The sequence below is a fragment of the Variovorax monticola genome, from assembly GCF_051216855.1.
Lineage (GTDB): Bacteria > Pseudomonadota > Gammaproteobacteria > Burkholderiales > Burkholderiaceae_C > Variovorax.
In genome coordinates this window covers 628,322-648,304 of the sequence record NZ_JBPJZP010000001.1, presented here as the reverse complement: position 1 = coordinate 648,304, position 19,983 = coordinate 628,322, and the positions used below count along the sequence as shown (strand labels likewise).

The window sequence follows — 19,983 nt, the reverse complement described above, 5'->3', positions numbered from 1 at the left end:
ACTAGCGGGCCCGGCGCGCGCGCATCGGCCGCGCAGGGCGATGGGAGCGACGCGCCTTCGCGCGTCGCTGGTCCTCAAACGGTCCTCAGGCCTCTTCGGCTTCCTTGTAGTCGCCCACCGGCACGCAACTGCAGAACAGGTTGCGGTCGCCGTAGACGTTGTCCACACGGCCGATCGGCGGCCAGTACTTGGCCTTCTTGAGTTCGGCCAGCGGGAACGCGCCGAGTTCGCGCGAGTACGGATGCGCCCATTCCGTGCCGAGCAGGCTGGCCGCGGTGTGCGGTGCGTGCTTGAGCGGGTTGTCTTCCTTCGGCCAGACGCCTTCCTCGATGCGGCGGATCTCGCCGCGAATGGCGATCATCGCGTCGATGAAGCGGTCCAGTTCCACCAGCGGCTCGCTCTCGGTCGGCTCCACCATCAGCGTGCCCGGCACCGGGAAGCTCAGCGTGGGCGCGTGGAAGCCGTAGTCGATCAGGCGCTTGGCCACGTCCTCGGCAGTGACGCCGCTGGTGTCCTTCAGCGGACGCAGGTCCAGGATGCACTCGTGCGCGACGTGGCCGTTGGGGCTCGCGTACAGCGTGGGGTAATGGTCCTTCAGGCGCGCGCTGATGTAGTTGGCGCTGAGGATGGCCGTCTCGGTCGCGACCTGCAGGCCCTTGGCGCCCATCATGCGGCAGTACATCCAGCTGATCGGCAGCACGGCCGCATTGCCCAGCGGTGCGGCGGACACGGCACCCACGCCGTGCGAGGCCAGGCCGGCGGTCGCATGGCCCGGCAGGAACGGCACCAAGTCTTCGACCACGCACACCGGGCCCACGCCCGGCCCGCCGCCGCCGTGCGGAATGCAGAAGGTCTTGTGCAAATTCAGGTGACTCACGTCGCCGCCGAACTCGCCGGGTGCCGCCACGCCGACCAGCGCGTTCATGTTGGCGCCGTCCACGTACACGCGCCCGCCGTGTTCGTGCACCAGCTCGCAGAGTTCCTTGACGCGCGTCTCGAACACGCCGTGCGTGCTGGGGTACGTGATCATCACGGCGGCCAGGTGGGCGCTGTGCTTTTCGCAGGCGCGCTTCAGGTCGTCCATGTCGACGTTGCCCTGCGCGTCGCAGGCGGTCACCACCACCTGCATGCCGACCATCTGCGCGCTGGCCGGATTGGTGCCATGGGCGGAAGACGGAATGAGACAGATGTTGCGATGGCCCTGGCCCTTGGCTTCATGAAAGCCCTTGATGGCCAGCAGGCCGGCGTACTCGCCTTGCGAGCCCGCGTTGGGCTGCAGGCTGATGCCCGCGTAGCCGGTGGCCTCGCACAGCCACGCGCGCAGTTGCGCGTCGAGCTGGGCGTAGCCCTGCAGCTGGTCTGCCGGCGCGAAGGGGTGGATGTTCGCGAACTCGGGCCAGGTGATCGGAATCATCTCGCTGGTGGCGTTGAGCTTCATGGTGCAGCTGCCCAGCGGGATCATGCTGCGGTCGAGCGCCAGGTCCTTGTCGGACAGGCTGCGGATGTAGCGCAGCATCGAGGTTTCGCTCTTGTGCGTGTTGAACACCGGATGCGTGAGGAAGCCGCTGGTGCGGCGCAGGTCCTCGGGGATCAGCGGCGTGGCGCTGGCGGCCAGGTCGTCGAAGCGGGGCATCGCGGTGCCCGCGGGCACGAACAGCGCCCACAGCGTCTCGATGTCCGCGCGCGTGGTGGTCTCGTCCAGCGAAATGCCCAGGTGGTGCTGCAGGCGCTGGCGCAGGTTGACGCCGCCCGTCTGCGCGCGCTCCAGAATGGTCTGCGTGTCGTCACCCGTGCTCACGGTGAGCGAATCGAAGGCGGTGGCATTGACCGGCTCGCGGCCCATCTGCGACAGGCCCTTCGACAGGATGGCGGTGAGCGCCGCCACGCGCTGCGCGATGCGCGTGAGGCCGTCGGGCCCGTGGTACACGGCGTACATGCTGGCCACCACGGCCGGCAGCACCTGCGCGGTACAGATGTTGGACGTGGCCTTCTCGCGGCGGATGTGCTGCTCGCGCGTCTGCAGCGCCAGGCGGTAGGCCGGCTGGCCGTGCGCGTCGACGCTCACGCCCACCAGGCGGCCCGGCAGCGAGCGCTTGAACGAATCGCGGCAGGCGAGGTAGGCGGCGTGCGGGCCGCCGTTGCACAGCGGCATGCCGAAGCGCTGCGTGGTGCCGCAGACGATGTCGGCGTCGAACTCGCCGGGGGCGACCAGCAGCGTGAGCGCCAGCAGGTCGGCCGCGACGATGAAGGCGGCGTCGCACTGGTGCGCATGGCCCGCGAGCGGGCGCAGGTCGTGCACGTGGCCGGTGGTGGCGGGGTACTGCGCGAGCACGCCGAAGAACTCGCCGCTCACCATCAGCAGCGGCAGCGTTTCCGACACGGTGCTCACCTTGACCTCGATGCCCAGCGGCGCGGCGCGCGTCTTGATGACTTCGATGGTCTGCGGGTGGCAGTCGCCCGACACCAGGAACACGTTGCTCTTGGCTTTCACGCTGCGCCTGGCCAGCGTCATGGCCTCGGCCGCGGCCGTGGCTTCATCGAGCATCGACGCGTTGGCGATGGCCATGCCCGTGAGGTCGCACACCATCGTCTGGAAGTTGAGCAGGGCTTCCATGCGGCCCTGCGAAATCTCGGCCTGGTAGGGCGTGTAGGCGGTGTACCAGGCGGGGTTTTCGAGCACGTTGCGCAAAATGACGCCGGGCGTGTGCGTGCCGTAGTAGCCCTGGCCGATGAAGCTCTTGAACACCTTGTTCTTCGACGCCAGCGCCTTCAACTCGGCCAGCGCGTCGGCCTCGGTCACCGGCGCGGGCAGCCGCATCGGCCTGGCGCGGCGGATGGCCGCCGGCACGATGCCGTCGATGAGCTCCGCGCGCGTGGCCGAGCCGATCACCGGCAGCATGCGCGCCTCGTCCGCCGCATCGATGCCGATGTGGCGGGCGAGAAATTCTTCGGCGTTCTCTAGTTCTTGCAAAGAGGGAAGGGCGGGAATCGGCATGGCGGTGAAGGCTGGAGAAGAAAAGAAAAGGCGGCTGAAGAACTCAGCGCATCAGGATTCGGCGGCGAACTTGTCGTACGTGGCAGCGTCGAGCAGCGCGTCGAGTTGCGCGGGTTCGCTGAGCTTGACCTTGAAGAACCAGCCGGTGGCCAGCGGGTCGCTGTTGGCAAGCGAGGGGTCGGCGCGCAGCACTTCGTTGACTTCGACGATCTCGCCCGACACGGGCATGAACACGTCGGCGGCGGCCTTCACCGATTCGACGACGCCGGCGACTTCGCCCTGCGCGAAGCTCTTGCCGACTTCGGGCAGGTCGACGAACACGACGTCGCCCAGCGCGTCCTGCGCATGCACGGTGATGCCGACGGTGGCCGCGCCGTCTTCGGCCGACACCCATTCGTGGTCCTTGGTGTACTTGATGCTCATGGAAAAACTCCTCGTGGAAAAAATTGATTCGGGGTGCAGAGCCTAGCCGTGGTCAGCCCCGGAAATAGCGCGTCGGCACGAAAGGCAGCGTCGAGACTTCCATCGGCACCGGCTTGCCGCGCACGATGGCCTGCAGGCGCGTGCCCGGCCCCGCGAACGCTGTGGCCACGTAGCCCATGGCCACGCAGCGGTCGGCCGTGGGGCCGAGCAGGCCGCTGGTGACGATGCCGATGTCGTGGCCTTCGAAAGACTGGAGCACCGTGCCCTCGCGCACCGGAATGCGCTCCAGGGCGACGAGGCCCACGCGCTTGCGCTTGAGCGTGTCGTGATCGGTGTGGCCGGCGGCCCCCGGGGTGGCCGCGGCGAGCTGGGCCAGGATCTTCGCGGCGCCGGGGAAGCCGCCTTCGCGCGCGCCACCGGCACGGCGCACCTTCTGCATCGCCCAGTTGAGCGAGGCCTCGACCGGTGTGGTCGTGGTGTTGATGTCGTTGCCGTACAGGCACAGGCCGGCTTCGAGCCGCAGCGAATTGCGCGCGCCGAGGCCGATGGGCTTCACCTCGGGCTGGGCCAGCAGGAGCCGGGCCAGCGCCTCGGCGTCCGTGCCAGCCACCGAGATCTCGAAACCGTCTTCGCCGGTGTAGCCGCTGCGGGTGACGAAGGCAGCGATGCCGCCGATCCGCACCGCGCCGCCGGTCATGAACACGAAGCGCTCGATGCCGGGTGAGAGGCGTGCCAGCGTGGCCGCCGCCTGCGGGCCCTGCAGCGCGAGCAGGGCGTGGCCGGGCAGGGGCTGCACGTCGCAGCGGCCGCCGATCTTCTGCCGGATGTGGGCGATGTCGGCCGCTTTGCAGGCGCCGTTGACGATCACGAAGAGCGAGCCGTTGCCTTCGTTGAAGAACATCAGGTCGTCGAGGATGCCGCCCTCGTCGTTCAGCAGCAGGCCGTAGCGCTGCTTGCCGGCGGGCAGGTCGATCACGTCGACGGGCATCAGGGTCTCGAACGCCGCAGCGGCGTCGGGGCCGGCCAGGCGCAGCTGGCCCATGTGGGAAATGTCGAACAGACCGGCCGCGTCGCGCGTGTGCTTGTGTTCTGCCATCAGGCCGGCGGGGTATTGCACCGGCATCGCGTAGCCGGCGAACGGGACCATGCGGGCTCCGAGCTCCACGTGGAGGTCGTACAGCGGGGTCTTGAGCAGCGGGGTGTCGGGGGCGGAAGCAGCGGAAGAGGCCATGGGGCGCTCCAAAGGGGCAGACGAAATCCATGACGCAAGCCATGGGCCACCCCTGCTGTCCGCTTTACCTGAGAGATTCGCCCCACGATCGGGGTTTGCTCCTTCGGTGGGCCGCTGCATCGTTTCAGGTACGGCGGCCTCTCTCCAGCAAGGAAACGCCGGTGTGTACCGGCGCCTTGTCAGTCCTTTTGCCTGAGCGTTCGGGAATCCCCTGCGCCTTCGGCGGCCCCGTCGCGCGGGGCTCTCTCCTGACCGGGGCGAGTGTAGTGGATCGCGGTGCCCGGGGTTTTCGCGTCAGTGGACGATTTCAGCCGGCGGCAGCAACCGGTCGATGCGTTCGCGCAGCGATTCGGCGCGCTCCGGGCCTGCGGCCTTCTCGATTTCGCTGAGCATCAGCGCGGCGATGGTCATCATGGCCTCGCGGTCGCGCGCCTCGCGCAGGGCGTCGCGCATCTGCAGGGCGAACTTGGGGTCGCGGCGCACGAACATGCGCTCGCAGATGTCGAACAGGAACATGCGCGTGGTGGCCAGCGAGCGCTTGCCGTCGAAGTTGTCGGCCGAGGTGCTCAGCTGGATCGGGTCGGCGGCGGGTATCGCCGGGGCCTGCGCCGCCTGCGCGGCCGCAGCCGCAGCCGCTACGGCCTGCGGGTCTTGCAGGTAGCCCCGCTGCACCAGCGCCTGGAGCGCCTGGTCGGCCTCGTCCCGGGTACTGAACAGCGGGCTGAAGTCTGTCAGCGAGCGCCGGCCGTCCGCCATGAGCAGCAGCGCGCGCTCCCGTTGGCTGAGCGTGCGCTGGCCGCCCTGGAGTTCATCGCGGGCCTTGTCGGTCTTGGTGGGGAACATGGCAGCCACAGCTTTCGGGAGTCGAGGGCTGCAGCATCGTTGCAAGCGGTGACATCTTCATGAACCGTTTGGTTTACACGGGCAACGGTTGCTGGCGGCGTCATCCGCCCGCGATCTCCTTGCGAATGAGCCACTGGTTGCCCACGCGCTGCAGCGCCAGCGTCTTGCGGCTCGACCCGAGCGATCGAACGACACCTTGCGCTGCGCAACCGCACGCCAGCGTTCAGGCCGCCGCGCCCTTCGCTCCCTCCGGCATCACCTGCACCACACGGTTGCGCAACCGCAGCGCCAACACCGTCGCCGCGCCCAGCACGCACAGCACCGCGGTGAAAGTCACGCCCAGCCCGCGCGCGTCCGACAGCATGCCGAACAGCGGCGACACCAGCCCGCCCACCGACAGCGCCAGCCCCAGCGTGATGCCGCTGGCCGTGGCCGGGTTGCGCGGCAGGTAGTCCTGCGCCAGCGTCACCTGCGCGGCGAAGGGCAGGAACATGCTCATGCCGAGCAGCGCGGTGCAGGCCAGCGCCCAGCCGGGCGTCGGTGCGAGCACCAGGCCGGCGAGCGAAGGCAGGGCCAGCACGTAGCCGCTGCGGATGGTGCCCATGCGTCCGATGCGGTCGCCGAGCCAGCCCCCGAGCAGCACGCCCACCGCGCCCGCGGCGGTGAAGCCGGTGAGCGCCGCCGCGCCCTGGAAGGCGGTGCCGTGCAGGTCGCGCGTGACGCGCAGCGACAGCATCGACAGCACCGTGACGTACGGGACCGACCAGCCCACGATGGTCGCCACCAGCAGCCCGAAGGCGCGCCAGTCGTTGTGGGGCTTGAGCACCTCGCCGGCGGCCTTGCGCGCGGCGGCTGCGGTGGCGGCGGACGCACCGCCGCGCCCTGCATTCGCCAGCAGCCACACCACGCCCATCGCCAGCGCCGGCACCCCCAGCAGGTAGCTGCGCGCCAGGCCTCCATCACCGACCACCGTGGCCGCGAGCACCGGCGCAAAGGAGGCACCGATGGTGCCGCCCACCGAGAACACGCTCATCGCCTTCTGCGAGGCGCCCCCGGCCGCGCGCGCCGCCACCGTGGCCGGCGGGTGGTAGGCCGCGATGCCCAACCCGCACAGCGCGATGGCGATCCAGGTCAGCAGGTAGCTCTGGCCGATGCCCGCCAGCACCACGCCCAGCGCCGCCACCAGGAAGCCCGTGGGCACCAGCCAGCTGCGCGGGTGACGGTCGGCGTACAGGCCGAACAGCGGCTGCACCACGCTCGACAGGCCGGTGGCCGCGAGCATCAGCCCGCTCACGGCCGTATAGCTGTAGCCGCGCTCCAGCACCATGAAAGGCAGCAGGGCGGGCACGAGGCCCTGGTAGAGGTCGTTGACGGCATGGGTGCCGGTGAGCAGGCCGAGGCGGCGCTTGTTCATTCGATCGCTTTCTGGATGTCCATTGAAAATAGCCATCGTATGAAGCCGCGCGAAGATATTCCTGCTACGAATTGGCATCTATCGTCGAGAAATGGACAAACCGAACCCGAGCCTGAACCTGCGCCCCGAAGAGGGCGAGTCGACCCCGCGCGCGGTGGCCGTGCTGGCGACAGACCCCGACGGCGACGCCTTCATTCCGCTGCACACGCACCGGCGCGGGCAGCTGATCCATGCAATTTCAGGCGTGATGCTCGTCAGCGCGGTGGCTGGCAGCTGGGTGGTGCCGCCGGGGCGCGGCGTGTGGGTGCCGGCCGGCATGGCGCACCAGATCCGCATGGCGGGCGAGGTGAAGATGCGCACCGTCTTCGTCGAGCCCGGCACGCGCGCGGACCTGGGCGGCGACTGCCGCGTGATCCGTGTCGGCGAGTTGCTGCGGGCGTTGATCGTCACGGCGGCGTCGCTTGCGCTGGACTATGCGCCTGGCGGTCGCGACGAACGGGTGATGGAGCTGATCCTCGACGAGATCGAACGGGCGCCGGCCCTGTCGCTGCATGTGCCCATGCCGCGCCACGCGCGACTGGCCGCGCTGTGCGAGGCACTGGTGCGCGACCCGTCGCTGCCCGCGTCGCTGGACGACTGGGCGCTGCGCCTGCACATGAACAGCCGCACGCTGGCGCGTCTGTTCCAGCGCGAAACGGGCATGAACTTCGGCGCATGGTGCCGGCAGGCGCGGCTGCTGCTGAGCCTGCCGAAGCTGGCCGCGGGCGCGTCCATTCTCGAAGTGGCGCTGGCGCACGGCTACGAGAGCCCGAGCGCCTTCACCGCCATGTTCCGCCGCGCGCTGGGCGTGCCGCCCAGCCAGTACCTGCACCAGGACGGCTGAGCTTTCGAAGAAACCGCGCTACTTGAACCCGAGCGCCCGCGGCAACCACGTGCTCAACGCCGGCACGAAGGTCAGGATCATCAGCACCGCGCCGTGCGCCCAAAGGAAGGGCACCAGCTCCTTCACCAGCGCCGACATCGGCACCTTCGACACGTTGCAGGTCACGAACAGCAGGCCGCCCACGGGCGGCGTGATCATGCCCAGCGTGAGGTTGAAGATCACGATCATCGCGAAGTGCACCGGGTCCACGCCCAGCTTCATGGCCACCGGCGCGAGGATCGGCGCGAGCACCATCACGCCCGGCAGCGGCTCGATGAAGATGCCGAACAGCAGCAGGAACACGTTGACGATGATCAGGAACATCCACGGCGAGAGGTTCATGCCCACCAGCCATTCGGCCATCTGCTGCGGAATGCCCTCGATGGTCAGCACCCAGGCGAACGAGGCCGACAGGCCGATGATGATCAGCACCGACGCCGACAGCAGGGCGGAGCGCGAAAGAATGTCCGGCAGCGCTTTCCACTCGAGCGTGCGGTAGACGAACTTGCCGCACACCAGCGCATAGAACACCGCCACCACCGAGGCTTCGGTCGGCGTGAACCAGCCGGCGCGCATGCCGCCCAGAATGACCACCGGCAGCAAGATCGCGGGAATCGCCTTCCAGGTGGTGATGAGAATGTCGCGCAGCGGCGGCGTGCGGCCTTCGCCCTTGTAGTTGCGCTTTTTGGACACGTGGAAGTTCACGATGCACATCGCCACCGCAATCAGGATGCCCGGCAGGATGCCGGCCACGAACAGCTGGCCCACCGACACCGTCTCGTCCTGCAGCGCGTAGATGATCATGATGATCGAGGGCGGAATGATCGGCCCCACGATGGCCGTCGACGCCGTGAGCGCCGCCGCGTACGAGCGGTCGTAGCCGGCCTTGGCCATCATCTTGATGAGCATCGACCCCGGCCCCGCCGCGTCGGCCAGCGCCGATCCCGAGATGCCCGAGAAGAAGGTCAGCGACACCACGTTGGTGTAGCCCAGCCCGCCGCGCCGGTGGCCCACGAACTGGCCCGCGAAGCGCAGCAGCACCTCGGTGAGCGAGCCGCCGCTCATCAGCTCGGCCGCCAGGATGAAGAAGGGCACCGCCATCAGCGGAAAGCTGTCGATGCCGGTGAAGGTTTCCTTCAGCAGCACCATCAGCGGGTAGTTCTCCGCAAGGATGAGCGTGGTGGCGGTCGACAGGCCCAGCGCAAAGGCCACCGGCACGCCGATGGCCAGGAACACGCAGGCGGAAACGATCAGAACAATGCTGGCGTCCATGGTCGTTCCCTTACAGCGACGCCGACGCATTGGCGTCGAAGTGGTCGTCGGAGGCGAACTCGCGCCGCAGCACGTAGCCGCGCACCACCAGCAGCCAGTGCACGGTCAGCAGCACGCCGCCGATGAGCATGGCGCTGTAGATGTAGGCAAACGGAATCTGCGTCACGGCCGTCAGCTGGAACATGGTGCGCTGCATGTAGAGCCAGCCGTACCAGACCATGAAGCCGAAGAAGGCGAACAGCAGCGCGGCGACGAAGGCGCGCACCGCGACGGCGCCCGCGTGCGGCAGCGCGTCCTGCAGGTTCTCGACCGCGATGTGCCCGCCGTAGCGCAGCACCGGCCCGGCGCCCAGGAAGGTGAGCCAGATCATCATGTGGCGCGACACCTCTTCGGCCCATTCGAGCGACTGGTTCGTGGTGTAGCGCAGCACGACGTTGGTGAAGATGATGACCGACATGGCGGCCAGCAGAAGAATCAGCGCCCAGCGGTTGGCGGCGAGAAAGTAGCGCTCGAAGGCTTGCACGGTAGGTGTCTCGGTTCTGTCGAAAAGGCAAAGCGCCCGGCGCACTGAGGCGGGCCGGGCGCGTTGTGGAAGCGTTTCAGCCGTGACGGCTTACCTGACGTCCGCGATTTTCTTGATGTTGTCCGCGCCGAATTCCTTGGCGTAGCTCACGTAGGCGGGCTTCAGTGCGTCGCGGAAGGCGGCGCCGTCGACCGTGCGCGTGACCTTCATGCCGTCTTTCTCGAGCTGGGCGATGCCGTTGTTCTCGTCGTCGTTGACCTTCTTGCGCTGGGCGATGGCGGCCTTTTTCGCGGCGTCGGTGAACACCTTCTTGTCGGCGTCCGACAGCTTGTTCCACACCTTCGGCGACAGCAGCAGCAGCGCCGGCGAGTACACGTGGCCCGTGAGGGAAAGGTGCTTTTGCACCTGCGAAAACTTCGACGCCAGGATCACCGGAATCGGGTTTTCCTGGCCGTCGACCGTGCCTTGCTGGAGTGCTCCGAACAGCTCGGGGAAGGCCATGGGCGTGGGCAGGATGCCGAAGGTGCGGTAGCCGTCCATGTGCACCTTGTTTTCCATGGTGCGCATCTTCAGGCCGGCCGCATCGGCGGGCTTGACGATGTCGCGCTTGCTGTTCGTCATGTGGCGGAAGCCGTTTTCCGTCCAGGCCAGCGCGACGATGCCCTTGCTCGGAAACTTGGTCAGGATGTCCTGGCCGATCGGGCCGTCCATCACCTTGCGGGCATGGTCGTAGTCGCGGAACAGGAACGGGATGTCCACGATCTTCACCTCGGGCACGAAGTTGCCCACCGGGCCGGTCGAGGTGTTCACCAGGTCCTGCGTGCCGAGCTGGATGGCCTCGATCTGCTCGCGCTCGCCACCCAGGGCCGAGTTGGCGAAATGCTGGCACTTGAAGCGGCCTTGCGTGCCCTTTTCGATCTCGTCGCAGAACACCGTGGAGCCCACGCCGTAGTGCGACTCCTTGGAGGTCGCGTAGCCGATCTTCAGGACGGTCGGGGCCTGCGCGAGGGCGGAGGTGCCCAGGGCAAGCGAAAGGCAGGCGGCGGCGATGTGGCCGAGTTTCATGATGTCTCCGGGTTGGGGTCAGGTGCGCGTCAGGCGCACCGGACTATGCAACACCCGGGAGCTTTACCGCGTCGGGATTTTCACGGACGTAATCGCGAATGACCGCCTCGAAGCTCTCGTCCGACGCGAGCCCCAGCGCCCGGGCGCGCGCGGTTTCGATGTGGCCGGGCCAGGTTTTCACGATGCGCTGGATGGCGGGGTCGGGCGTGCGGTCGAGCAGGGCGGTGGCCGCCTTGCCGGCCACGCGCTCCAGCGCCGCGGCCATGTCGCCCACAGTGGTGGCGAGCGAGGGCAGGTTGAGCGCGGTGCGCGGGCCCCATTGCGCATCGGTCGCTTCGGCGGCGCGCAAGATGCCCTCGATGGTGCGCGCGGGTGACGCAATGGCGACAGGCGTGGCGTCGGGCACCGGGCAGGCGGCGGGCAAGCCGGCCAGCGGCTCGCGGATCATGCCGCTGAAGAAACCCGAGGCCGCGCCGTTGGGCTTGCCCGGTCGCACGCTCACCGTCATGAGCCGCACGCTGCGCCCGCGCGCGAAGCCCTTGCGGGTGTAGTCGGCCACCAGCTGCTCGCCGATGAACTTCTGGATGCCGTAGCTGGTCTGCGGCGTTGGTAGCGTGTGGTCTTCGATGACCGGGGGCAGCGGCTGCTCGGGCGAGTCGCCGAACACCGCGAGCGAGCTGGCGAACACCAGCACCGGCTTCGTGCCGAGCGCGCGCACCTTGTCGAGCAGCGCGTGCGTGGCCGCGAAGTTGCTGCGCATGCCCAGGTCGAAGTCGGCCTCGCATTCGCCGCTGACCGCCGCGGCCAAATGGAAGATGGCGTCGGCCTCGCGCCAGAGGGTGGTGTCCGCATCGGCGCAGAGCTGCGCGTTGAGGTCGCCGGTGACGGCGGCGATGCGCGGGTCGGCCGCCAGGTCGGCCGGCGGCGGGGCGCGGTCCACGAGGGTGATGCGCTGGATAGTGCGAGCGGGTGCGCCCGCAAGCGAGAGCTGGCCTTGCGCGAGCAGGGTGCGGGCGAGGCGCGCGCCCAGAAAGCCGGCGCCGCCGGTGATGACGATGTGCATGGTTGTCTTGTCTCCTTGTCGAACAAAAAAGCCCTCCGAAGAGGGCTCCTGAAAACAGGCGAAGTCCGCGCCTTACATCCCCACGTAGTTCGGCCCGCCGCCCCCTTCAGGCGTCACCCACACGATGTTCTGTGTCGGGTCCTTGATGTCGCAGGTCTTGCAGTGCACGCAGTTCTGCGCGTTGATCTGCAGGCGCTGCTTGCCGTCTTCGGTGCCCACGAACTCGTACACGCCCGCCGGGCAGTAGCGGCTTTCGGGGCCCGCGAACTTGGCCAGGTTGATGTTCACCGGCACCGTCGCATCCTTGAGCGTCAGGTGGGCCGGTTGCTGCTCTTCATGGTTCGTGTTGCTGATGAACACGCTGGAGAGCCGGTCGAAGGTGAGCTTGCCGTCGGGCTTCGGGTACACGATGGGCTTGCACTCGGCGGCGGGCTTCAGGTAGAGGTGGTCGGGCTTGGTGCGGCGCAGGGTCCAGGGAATGTTGCCCTTCAGCAGCCATTGCTCGATGCCGTTCATGAGGGTGGCCACGCCCAGGCCCTTCTTGAACCAGGCCTTGAAGTTGCGCGCCTTCTTCAGCTCGGCGTGCAGCCAGCTCTTCTCGAACGCCTCCGGGTAGGCCGTGAGCTCGTCGTGCTGGCGCCCGGCCTGCACTGCGTCGAACGCGGCTTCGGCGGCCAGCATGCCGGTCTTGATGGCGGCGTGGCTGCCCTTGATGCGGCTCACGTTCAGGTAGCCGGCCTCGCAGCCGACCAGGGCACCGCCCGGGAACACGGTCTTGGGCAGCGACTGCAGGCCGCCGGCCGTGATGGCGCGCGCGCCGTAGCCGATGCGCTTGGCCGGCTTGATGCCCTTGGCCTCGTCGCCTTCCAGGTACCAGCGGATGTTGGGGTGCAGCTTCCAGCGCTGCATTTCCTCGAACGGACTGAGATACGGGTTGCTGTAGTCCAGGCCTGTGATGAAGCCCATGGTGACCTTGTTGTCCTCCATGTGGTACAGGAAGGCGCCGCCGTAGGTGTCGCTCTTCATCGGCCAGCCGGCCGTGTGCAGCACGAAGCCGGGCACGTGGCGCTTCGGGTCGATTTCCCACACCTCCTTCACGCCGAGGCCGTAGGTCTGCGGGTCCTTGCCCTCGTCGAGCTTGTACTTCGCAATGAGTTGGCGGCCCAGGTGGCCGCGCGCGCCTTCGGCGAACACCGTGTACTTGCCCAGCAGTTCCATGCCGAGCTGGAAGTTTTCGGTCGGCTCGCCGTCCTTGCCCACGCCCATGTTGCCGGTGGCCACGCCGCGCACCGAACCGTTCTCGTTGTAGAGCACCTCGGCCGCCGGGAAGCCCGGGAAGATTTCGACGCCCAGGTTCTCGGCCTGCTGCGCCAGCCACTTGGTGAAGGCGCCCAGGCTGATGATGTAGTTGCCGTGGTTCTGGAAGCAGGCCGGGAGGAAGGCGTTGGGTGTGCGCAAGCTGCCCTTTTCACCCAGGAACACCATCGCGTCGTCGGTCACCGGCTGGTTCAGCGGCGCGCCGAGTTCCTTCCAGTCGGGCAGCAGTTCGTTCAGGGCGCGCGGGTCCATGATGGCGCCCGACAGGATGTGCGCGCCGGGCTCTGAGCCCTTCTCGAGCACCACGACCGAAATTTCTTTCTCTTGCTGTGCGGCGAGCTGCTTGAGCCGGATCGCGGTCGAGAGGCCGGCAGGGCCGCCGCCGACCACGACCACGTCGTATTCCATGGCTTCCCGAGGGCCGAACTGGGCGAGGATTTCGTCGTGGGTCATGTGGGTTGGGTCGATAATGATTTTTCGAGGCGCGGGACATGCTTCCCGGGTTTGCGGAGGCATTTTATGCGGCGTACAGGCGCAACCCCCGTCATCCGTGGGCGCGGCTTGCGCGTCACCTGCGCGACTCCACAGGATTCAAGTTCATGGCCTACAGCATCGATCTTTCCGGCCGCGTGGCCTTCGTCACCGGTGCCTCCAGCGGGCTCGGCGCCCAGTTCGCGAAAACGCTGGCACGCGCCGGCGCCGCGGTGGTGCTGGCCAGCCGGCGCGTCGACAAGCTCAAGGAGTTGCGCGCGCGCATCGAAGGCGAGGGCGGCGACGCCCATGTGGTGGAGCTCGACGTCACCGAATTCGGCAGCATCAAGGCCGCCGTGGCGCGCGCCGAAACCGAGGTCGGCCCCATCGACGTGCTGGTCAACAACTCGGGGGTGAGCGCCACGCAGCGCCTGGAGGACGTGACCCCCGACGACTACGACTACATCTTCGACACCAACGTGAAGGGCTCTTTCTTCGTCGCGCAGGAGGTCGGCAAGCGCATGCTGGCGCGCGCCAAGGGCAAGGCGCCGGGCACCTACATCGGCGGGCGCATCATCAACATCGCCTCGGCAGCGGCGCTCAAGGTCATGCCGCAGATCGGCACCTACTGCATGAGCAAGGCCGCGGTGGTGCAGATGACCAAGGCCATGGCGCTCGAGTGGGGCCGCTTCGGCATCAACGTGAACGCGCTGTGCCCGGGCTACATCGCGACCGAGCTGAACGAAGCGCACTGGTCCACCGAGGCCGGCGCCAAGCTGGTCGGCATGCTGCCGCGCAAGCGCGTGGGCAAGCCCGAGGACCTGGACGGCCTGATCGTGCTGCTGGCCAGCGGCCAGAGCCATTTCGTGAACGGCGCCGTCATCGCGGCCGACGACGGGTTCGCACTCTGAGCCCGCGGGCCTGGATCGGCGTTGCGGCCGGACTGGCCGCGGGGGCGTTGTGGGGGTTGGTGTTCGTGGCGCCGCGCATGGTGGGCTACTTCGGCATGGTCGACATCACCGCGTCCCGCTTCTTGGTGTTCGGCGCCGTCTCGGGGCTCGCCGTGTTCGCACGACCGGCCGCCGTGCGTTGGCCCAGCGGCCGGCAGGCAGTGGCGGCACGGGGCCTCAGCGTGCTGGGCTTCAGCGGTTACTACCTGCTGCTGGCCTTCGGCATCGAGGCCGCGGGCACCGAGGTGCCGAGCTTCATCATCGGCACGATTCCGGTCTGGATGATGCTGCTCGGCCGGCCCGCGGGCCTGCGCATGCGCGCACTGCTGCCCGGGTTGCTGCTCACGGGTGCGGGCATCGCGCTGATGGTCTGGGGCGCATGGGCCGCGCAGCACGGCGCGGGCGCCGGGGGCGCGCGTTTTGGCTGGGGCGTTGCATTCGCGCTGGGCGCGATGGTCAGCTGGACCCTCTACGGCCTGCTCAACGCCGCCTGGCTGCAGCGCCACACCGAACTCAACGCGACCGACTGGGCCAACTGGCTCGGCATTGCCACCGGCCTGGGCGCGTTGCTGCTGTGGGTGGTGGCGGGCAGCGACCTGGCCACGCTGCAGTCGCGGCCCGACGGCATGCTTTTCGTGTGGGTCGCGCTGGCGGGCGGCTTCGGCTCGTCGTGGCTCGCGACCATTCTCTGGAACATCGCGAGCCAGCGCCTGTCGGCCAGCCTCTGCGGCCAGCTGATCGTCAGCGAAACGCTGTTCGCATTGCTCTATTCCTTTGCCTGGGACGGCCGCTGGCCGCAGTCCACCGAGTGGGTGGCGGCGCTGCTGTTCGTGCTGGGCATCCTCGCATCCATCAAGGCGCACCGATGAGAATCGAAATTCCCGAAAAGAAGAAGCTCGTGTACGAGAAGCTTATCCCCATCCGCTGGGGTGACATGGACGCCATGGGCCACCTGAACAACGGCACCTACTTCCGCTACCTCGAAACCGCGCGCATCGACTGGATGCATTCCATCGGCTTCGAACCCGAGCCGGGCGGCGAGGGCATGGTGATCGTCAACGCCTTCTGCAACTTCTACCGGCAGATCGAGTACCCGGGCAATGTGCTGCTGAAGATGTACGTGAGCGACCCCGGCCGCACCACCTTCGAGAGCTGGGCCACCATGGCACGCGAAGAGGCGCCCGACGTGGTGTGCGCGGCCGGTGGCGCGACCACCATCTGGGTCGATTTTCCGAAGCAGAAGGCGCTGGCGCTGCCCGACTGGCTGCGCACGCTGGTGAGCGAGTAGGTGCCGATGAAATTCAAGTCCTGCGCGCTCGCATCCCTGGTCTTGCTGGCCCCCTGGAGCCATGCGCAGGCACAGGCCGGCAAAACCCCAACTGTCGCCGCCGCTCGTGAATGCCCCGCCGACGCGCGGTTCCTGAGCGTCGACGCGCTGAAGAAAACAGGCTTCGAACTCCCCGTGTTCAAGCGCTATTGCTACACCGACAAGGCCGGCAGCCATGCCTTGCTGCTCGGCGAAAAACAGGACCGACCGTTTCCCGAGGAGCAGTTGTCCTCGGTCGTCCGGGCTTCGCTGTACCGGGTCGAGGGCGACAACACGTTGGCGCAGGAATGGGCGATCCGCGACTTTGCCGGCAAGGACGAGGCGGGCGTCAATTTCCGCTCCAGGCTCATCGAGCTCACCGACATCGACGGCGATGGGCTGGTCGACCCCGTGCTGGTGTACCGCTTCTACAACCCCGACCGCGCCGATGGCATCGACAACGACGACTACGTGGGCCGCATCAAGATCGTGACGTTCCACAAGGGCATCAAGGCGACGATCCACGCGATCACCGGGCACCTCGACGGCGAGCGCAAGACCACCGCCAACGGCGCCTACTTCGCGTTGCCCAAGGCGGTGCAGCAGCACCTGGTGAAGAAGATGTCGGCCATGTACGACGCCGGGCAGTTCGGGTTCGACAACTCGTATGGCTACGTGCCGAAGAAGGAAAGCGGCGGGCGCTGAAGAAGTTCAGGCCGCCTGCAACACGATGCGCGCCTCGAACCCCTGCGCCGCACCCGCGGGCGGCGACGACAGCACCAGCTTGGCGTTGTGCTTCTCGACGATGGTCCCCACGATCGACAGGCCCAGCCCGTAGCCTGCGTGGTCCGAGCTGTGGCGCACATGGCGCTTTTGCAGCGTTTGCAGTTGCTCGACGTTCACGCCCGCGCCGAAGTCGCGCACCGCCAGCGTGCAGGGCGCCATCACCTCGATCGCCACGCGCCCACCGCCGCCGTAGCGCAGCGCGTTCTCCACCAGGTTGCGCAGGGCGATGGCCAATGCGTCGACATCGCCGAGCGCCACCGGGGCGGCGCTGTCGGGCACCTTCAAGGTCAGGCGCTCGCTGACGTTCGGGTCTTGCCAGAACTCCTGCGCCACCGTGCCGGCAAGCTGCACCAGGTCGACACTTGCGCGTGCCAGCGACGCACCCGATTCGGCGCGCGATAGCTGCAACAGTTTCTCGGCGCGGTGGCTCAGCAGCTGCAGTGCGTCGAGCGCGGCCTGCACGTCGTTGCGCCGCAGGTCGTGCTCGAGCGCCGTCTGCAGCCGCAGGCGCGCCGCGGCCAGCGGCGTGCGCAGTTCGTGCGCCGCGTTGGCGGCGAGCGCACGCTCGACGTCCAGCGACTGCGACAGCCGCTCCAGCAGCCGGTTGACGTGGTCGCCCACCGAGCGCAGCTCCTGCGGCAGGCCGGGCAGGGTGATGGGGCGCAGATCGGCGCCGCTGCGCTTCTCGATCTCGCCGGCCAGCTGCTGCAGCACGCGCAGTTCGGCGCGCGCCACGTTGCGCAGCACCAGCGCGAGCAGCGGCAGCACGGCCCCCAGCGGAATGATCAGGCCGAACAGCGTGCGGTTGAGCGCGCGCCGCCGCTCGTCCAGCGGATCGGCCACCTGGAAGTACAGGCCCAGCGTGGGGTGGCGCACGGTGTAGATGCGCCAGGTCTGGTTGTTGGCGAAGCCGGCGGCCAGCGGCACGTCGAAGGCGTCCACCGGCGCCTCGGCGGAGCGCAGCAGCGTGTGCTCGTGAACGTCGACCACCTGGTACATGACCGCGTCTTCCGAGAACAGCTGCTTGGGCGCGACCAGCGGGGCGCCGGGGGCGTTGCCGTTGCCGCTCACGTGCTGCAGCTTGTCGAGCTCCTGCACCGCCATGTCGAACATGCGGTGCGACACCTCGACCAGCTCGTTGTCGAAGTTGTGGTTGATCTCGCGGTCCACATACCAGACCACCGCGAACACGCACAGCAGCCATACGCCGCCGACCCACAGGATCAGCGTGCGCGTGAGGCGCCCGGCGAGCGAGTCGCGCCCGCCCACGCGCAGCTGTAGGCTCATTCTTCGTCGTCTCCGGAGGTCGACAGCCTGTAGCCCAGGCCGCGCAGCGTCTGGATGTGGCTGCGACCGAGCTTGCGCCGCAGGCGGCTGACGAACACCTCGAGCGTGTTGCTGTCGGCCTCGTCGCCGAAGCCGTAGAGCGCGTCCGCGAGGTTCTCGCGCGTGTGGATGCGCTCGGGGCGCGTGGCCATCACGCGCAGCAGCGCCCATTCCTTCTGGGTCAGCGTGATCGGCGTGCCGTCCTTGCGCACCATGTCGTGCGCCAGGTCGATCTCCAGCGTGCCGAGCTTCAGCACGGGCGAGCTGCTGGCGCTGCGGCGCCGCTCGACCGCACGCAGCCGCGCGAGCAGTTCGGCCGGATCGTAGGGTTTGGTGAGGTAGTCGTCCGCGCCGGCGTCCAGCCCGCGGATGCGGTCGGTCACCTGGTCGCGCGCGGTCAGCACGATGACGATGGGGCGTTCGGGCAGGGCGCGCACCTGCGGCAGCAGCGACAGGCCGTCGCCGTCGCCCAGGTGCAGGTCGAGCAGCACCGCCGCGTACTGCACCGAGAGAAGGGCGCCGCGCGCGTCCGCCAGGCTGGGCGCCACGTCGACCACGAAGGCCTTGGCCAGCAGGTAGCTGCACACGGCATCCGCCAACGCGGTGTCATCTTCGACCAGCAATATGCGCACAACCATGTCCTTCCAGGAAACAAATGAGTCTAGCGCCACCGAGTTGCGGCTGATCGAACGGTCAGACTCGGTTCAGGTTGCTTCAGGCTCGGTTCATGCCGCAAACGTAGGCTCGCGACTGTTTTTCAGTCCTGCCTTCGCTCATGACACGTTTCCCGAATTTCCGCCTGGGGGTGCTGACCCTCGTCGCACTCGCCGCAGTGATGGCATGGGACGCGACCGGTGGAGACCTGTGGCTGGCGCGCATGGCGGGCTCGGCCTTGGGTTTTCCCTTGCGTTCGAACCCCTTCATGGTCCATGTCATGCATGAAGGCGCGCGCGACCTGAGCTGGGTGCTCGTCATCGGGCTGCTCGCCGCCATCCGCTGGCCGCTCGGCTTCCTGAAGCGCTTGACCACGGGCGCGCGCGCCCAGTTGGCCCTGACGGTACTGGCCTCGGTGATCGCCGTCAGCCTCCTCAAGAACCTGAGCCAGACCAGCTGCCCCTGGGACCTGCAGGAGTTCGGCGGCGTGGCGCGCTACGTGTCGCACTGGTCGTGGGGCGTCAACGACGGCGGGCCCGGCGGATGCTTCCCGGCCGGCCATGCCTCGGCGGCCTTTGCCTATGTGGGCGGTTATTTCGTGCTGCGCCGGGTGTCCGATCGCGCCGCGGCGGTCTGGCTGGGCGTGGCCGTGGTGGCGGGGTTTGCACTCGGGGTGTCGCAACAGTTGCGTGGCGCTCACTACATGAGCCACACCCTCTGGACGGGCTGGGTCTGCTGGGCGGTCGGCTTCGCCATCGAGGTGGCGTTCACGCGCCGCCGTGCGAGCGTGTTGAAGCCGGCCGTGCCCGCCCATGCAGGATCTTGATTTCGCCCTGTTCAGGCTCGTCAACGCGGGCGCCTCGGTGCCCCCGTGGAGCCTGCGGTTCGCGGAGTTCGCCTCCGACCTGCTGCCCGCCCTGCTGATGCTGGTTGTCGGAGGGTGCGCCCTGTTCAGTCGGCGCTGGCGCTACGCGCTCTTCACTGCGCTGGCGAGCCTGCTGGCGGTGTGGCTCATGGTCAAAGGGATCCGCGCGGCGGCCCCCATTCCCCGGCCTGCGTTCTACGGCCTCGGTATCCAGTGGGTGCCGCAGGGCGTGCGACCCGGCTTCCCCAGCCTGCACGCGGCGGGTGCCTTCGCAGTGGCTTTCTCGCTCTGGTGCCTGCCCTCGCGCGCCCCGATGCGCACGGCGCTGCTGGTGGCGGCGGTCATCGCCTGGAGCCGGGTGTTCCTGGGCCTGCATTTCCCCTCCGACATCCTGGCGGCCGTGATGCTGGGTGCGCTGGTGTCGATCGTGGTGGAGCGCTGCGTCAGCCGGCCGCTGGGCCGCCTGATGGCGCCGCGCGTGCGCCTGGCGCGGTGGCGCTCCAGGGTGCGCAGCGCCTGAACGTTGATTGAATGATCGGTTCAGGCTCCCTTCAGGC

19 protein-coding genes and 2 riboswitches are annotated in these 19,983 nt (G+C 68.2%); of the genes, 7 read left to right on the top strand and 12 right to left on the bottom strand.

What is annotated here, in order from left to right:
* Window positions 1–85 precede the first annotated feature (85 nt).
* The 5 genes from gcvP to ACSFA5_RS02885 all read right to left on the bottom strand — a co-directional run bounded on the left by gcvP (window position 86) and on the right by ACSFA5_RS02885 (window position 6,906).
* Entirely contained in the window at window positions 86–2,995 is a 2,910-nt protein-coding gene (gene gcvP, locus ACSFA5_RS02905) for an aminomethyl-transferring glycine dehydrogenase (protein ID WP_435442501.1), read from the bottom strand.
* Window positions 2,996–3,046: 51 nt separating this feature from the next.
* Complete coding sequence (gene gcvH, locus ACSFA5_RS02900) at window positions 3,047–3,418, bottom strand: glycine cleavage system protein GcvH (protein ID WP_435442500.1); 372 nt, start codon at window positions 3,416–3,418, stop codon at window positions 3,047–3,049.
* A gap of 52 nt (window positions 3,419–3,470) precedes the next feature.
* Window positions 3,471–4,649, bottom strand: a complete 1,179-nt coding sequence (gcvT, locus tag ACSFA5_RS02895) for a glycine cleavage system aminomethyltransferase GcvT (RefSeq protein ID WP_435442499.1) — start codon at window positions 4,647–4,649, stop codon at window positions 3,471–3,473.
* Window positions 4,650–4,694: 45 nt separating this feature from the next.
* Window positions 4,695–4,807, bottom strand: a riboswitch (glycine riboswitch).
* A 12-nt stretch (window positions 4,808–4,819) separates the two neighbouring features.
* A riboswitch (glycine riboswitch) is annotated at window positions 4,820–4,910 on the bottom strand.
* Window positions 4,911–4,943: 33 nt separating this feature from the next.
* A complete protein-coding gene (locus ACSFA5_RS02890; RefSeq protein WP_435442498.1) occupies window positions 4,944–5,492 on the bottom strand; it encodes a hypothetical protein in 549 nt (182 codons plus the stop codon).
* A gap of 223 nt (window positions 5,493–5,715) precedes the next feature.
* Complete coding sequence (locus ACSFA5_RS02885; protein WP_435442497.1) at window positions 5,716–6,906, bottom strand: MFS transporter; 1,191 nt, start codon at window positions 6,904–6,906, stop codon at window positions 5,716–5,718.
* Window positions 6,907–6,997: 91 nt separating this feature from the next.
* On the opposite strand from ACSFA5_RS02885, the gene ACSFA5_RS02880 reads away from it, so the two are divergent.
* Window positions 6,998–7,789: an AraC family transcriptional regulator gene (locus tag ACSFA5_RS02880; protein ID WP_435442496.1), complete on the top strand. Its 792-nt coding sequence runs from the start codon at window positions 6,998–7,000 to the stop codon at window positions 7,787–7,789.
* A gap of 18 nt (window positions 7,790–7,807) precedes the next feature.
* Here the strand turns inward: ACSFA5_RS02880 and ACSFA5_RS02875 are convergent, their stop codons facing one another.
* From ACSFA5_RS02875 to ACSFA5_RS02855, 5 genes are all read right to left on the bottom strand, one after another.
* Window positions 7,808–9,100: a TRAP transporter large permease gene (locus tag ACSFA5_RS02875; RefSeq protein ID WP_435442495.1), complete on the bottom strand. Its 1,293-nt coding sequence runs from the start codon at window positions 9,098–9,100 to the stop codon at window positions 7,808–7,810.
* A 10-nt stretch (window positions 9,101–9,110) separates the two neighbouring features.
* Complete coding sequence (locus ACSFA5_RS02870; RefSeq protein WP_435442494.1) at window positions 9,111–9,623, bottom strand: TRAP transporter small permease; 513 nt, start codon at window positions 9,621–9,623, stop codon at window positions 9,111–9,113.
* A gap of 90 nt (window positions 9,624–9,713) precedes the next feature.
* On the bottom strand, window positions 9,714–10,688 hold the full coding sequence (locus ACSFA5_RS02865) for a TRAP transporter substrate-binding protein (RefSeq protein ID WP_435442493.1): 975 nt from the start codon (window positions 10,686–10,688) through the stop codon (window positions 9,714–9,716).
* Window positions 10,689–10,731: 43 nt separating this feature from the next.
* Window positions 10,732–11,751 carry a D-erythronate dehydrogenase gene (gene denD, locus ACSFA5_RS02860; RefSeq protein WP_435442492.1) on the bottom strand — a complete coding sequence of 340 codons (1,020 nt, stop codon included), beginning with the start codon at window positions 11,749–11,751 and terminating at the stop codon, window positions 10,732–10,734.
* A 72-nt stretch (window positions 11,752–11,823) separates the two neighbouring features.
* Window positions 11,824–13,521: an electron transfer flavoprotein-ubiquinone oxidoreductase gene (locus ACSFA5_RS02855; RefSeq protein ID WP_435442491.1), complete on the bottom strand. Its 1,698-nt coding sequence runs from the start codon at window positions 13,519–13,521 to the stop codon at window positions 11,824–11,826.
* 146 nt (window positions 13,522–13,667) lie between these two features.
* Between ACSFA5_RS02855 and ACSFA5_RS02850 the strand changes: the two genes are divergently transcribed.
* The 4 genes from ACSFA5_RS02850 (at window position 13,668) to ACSFA5_RS02835 (ending at window position 16,500) form a co-directional block, all read left to right on the top strand.
* Entirely contained in the window at window positions 13,668–14,450 is a 783-nt protein-coding gene (locus ACSFA5_RS02850; RefSeq protein WP_435442490.1) for an SDR family oxidoreductase, read from the top strand.
* 77 nt (window positions 14,451–14,527) lie between these two features.
* Window positions 14,528–15,358, top strand: coding sequence for a DMT family transporter (locus tag ACSFA5_RS02845; RefSeq protein WP_435442489.1), 831 nt, complete (start codon window positions 14,528–14,530; stop codon window positions 15,356–15,358).
* Window positions 15,355–15,777, top strand: a complete 423-nt coding sequence (locus tag ACSFA5_RS02840) for an acyl-CoA thioesterase (protein WP_435442488.1) — start codon at window positions 15,355–15,357, stop codon at window positions 15,775–15,777. The genes ACSFA5_RS02845 and ACSFA5_RS02840 overlap by 4 nt, the downstream gene beginning before the upstream one ends.
* Before the next feature lie 6 nt (window positions 15,778–15,783).
* Window positions 15,784–16,500, top strand: a complete 717-nt coding sequence (locus tag ACSFA5_RS02835; protein WP_435442487.1) for a M949_RS01915 family surface polysaccharide biosynthesis protein — start codon at window positions 15,784–15,786, stop codon at window positions 16,498–16,500.
* A gap of 6 nt (window positions 16,501–16,506) precedes the next feature.
* On the opposite strand, the gene ACSFA5_RS02830 is transcribed toward ACSFA5_RS02835, so the two are convergent.
* Together ACSFA5_RS02830 and ACSFA5_RS02825 are read right to left on the bottom strand one after the other, a co-directional pair.
* Window positions 16,507–17,868 (bottom strand): sensor histidine kinase, encoded by a 1,362-nt coding sequence (locus ACSFA5_RS02830; protein ID WP_435442486.1) that lies wholly within the window; start codon window positions 17,866–17,868, stop codon window positions 16,507–16,509.
* Complete coding sequence (locus ACSFA5_RS02825) at window positions 17,865–18,539, bottom strand: response regulator transcription factor (protein ID WP_435442987.1); 675 nt, start codon at window positions 18,537–18,539, stop codon at window positions 17,865–17,867. The genes ACSFA5_RS02830 and ACSFA5_RS02825 overlap by 4 nt, the downstream gene beginning before the upstream one ends.
* Before the next feature lie 143 nt (window positions 18,540–18,682).
* Between ACSFA5_RS02825 and ACSFA5_RS02820 the strand changes: the two genes are divergently transcribed.
* Together ACSFA5_RS02820 and ACSFA5_RS02815 are read left to right on the top strand one after the other, a co-directional pair.
* Window positions 18,683–19,387 carry a phosphatase PAP2 family protein gene (locus tag ACSFA5_RS02820; RefSeq protein WP_435442485.1) on the top strand — a complete coding sequence of 235 codons (705 nt, stop codon included), beginning with the start codon at window positions 18,683–18,685 and terminating at the stop codon, window positions 19,385–19,387.
* Window positions 19,374–19,946: a phosphatase PAP2 family protein gene (locus ACSFA5_RS02815; RefSeq protein ID WP_435442484.1), complete on the top strand. Its 573-nt coding sequence runs from the start codon at window positions 19,374–19,376 to the stop codon at window positions 19,944–19,946. Before ACSFA5_RS02820 ends, ACSFA5_RS02815 begins: the two co-directional genes overlap by 14 nt.
* Window positions 19,947–19,983 lie beyond the last annotated feature (37 nt).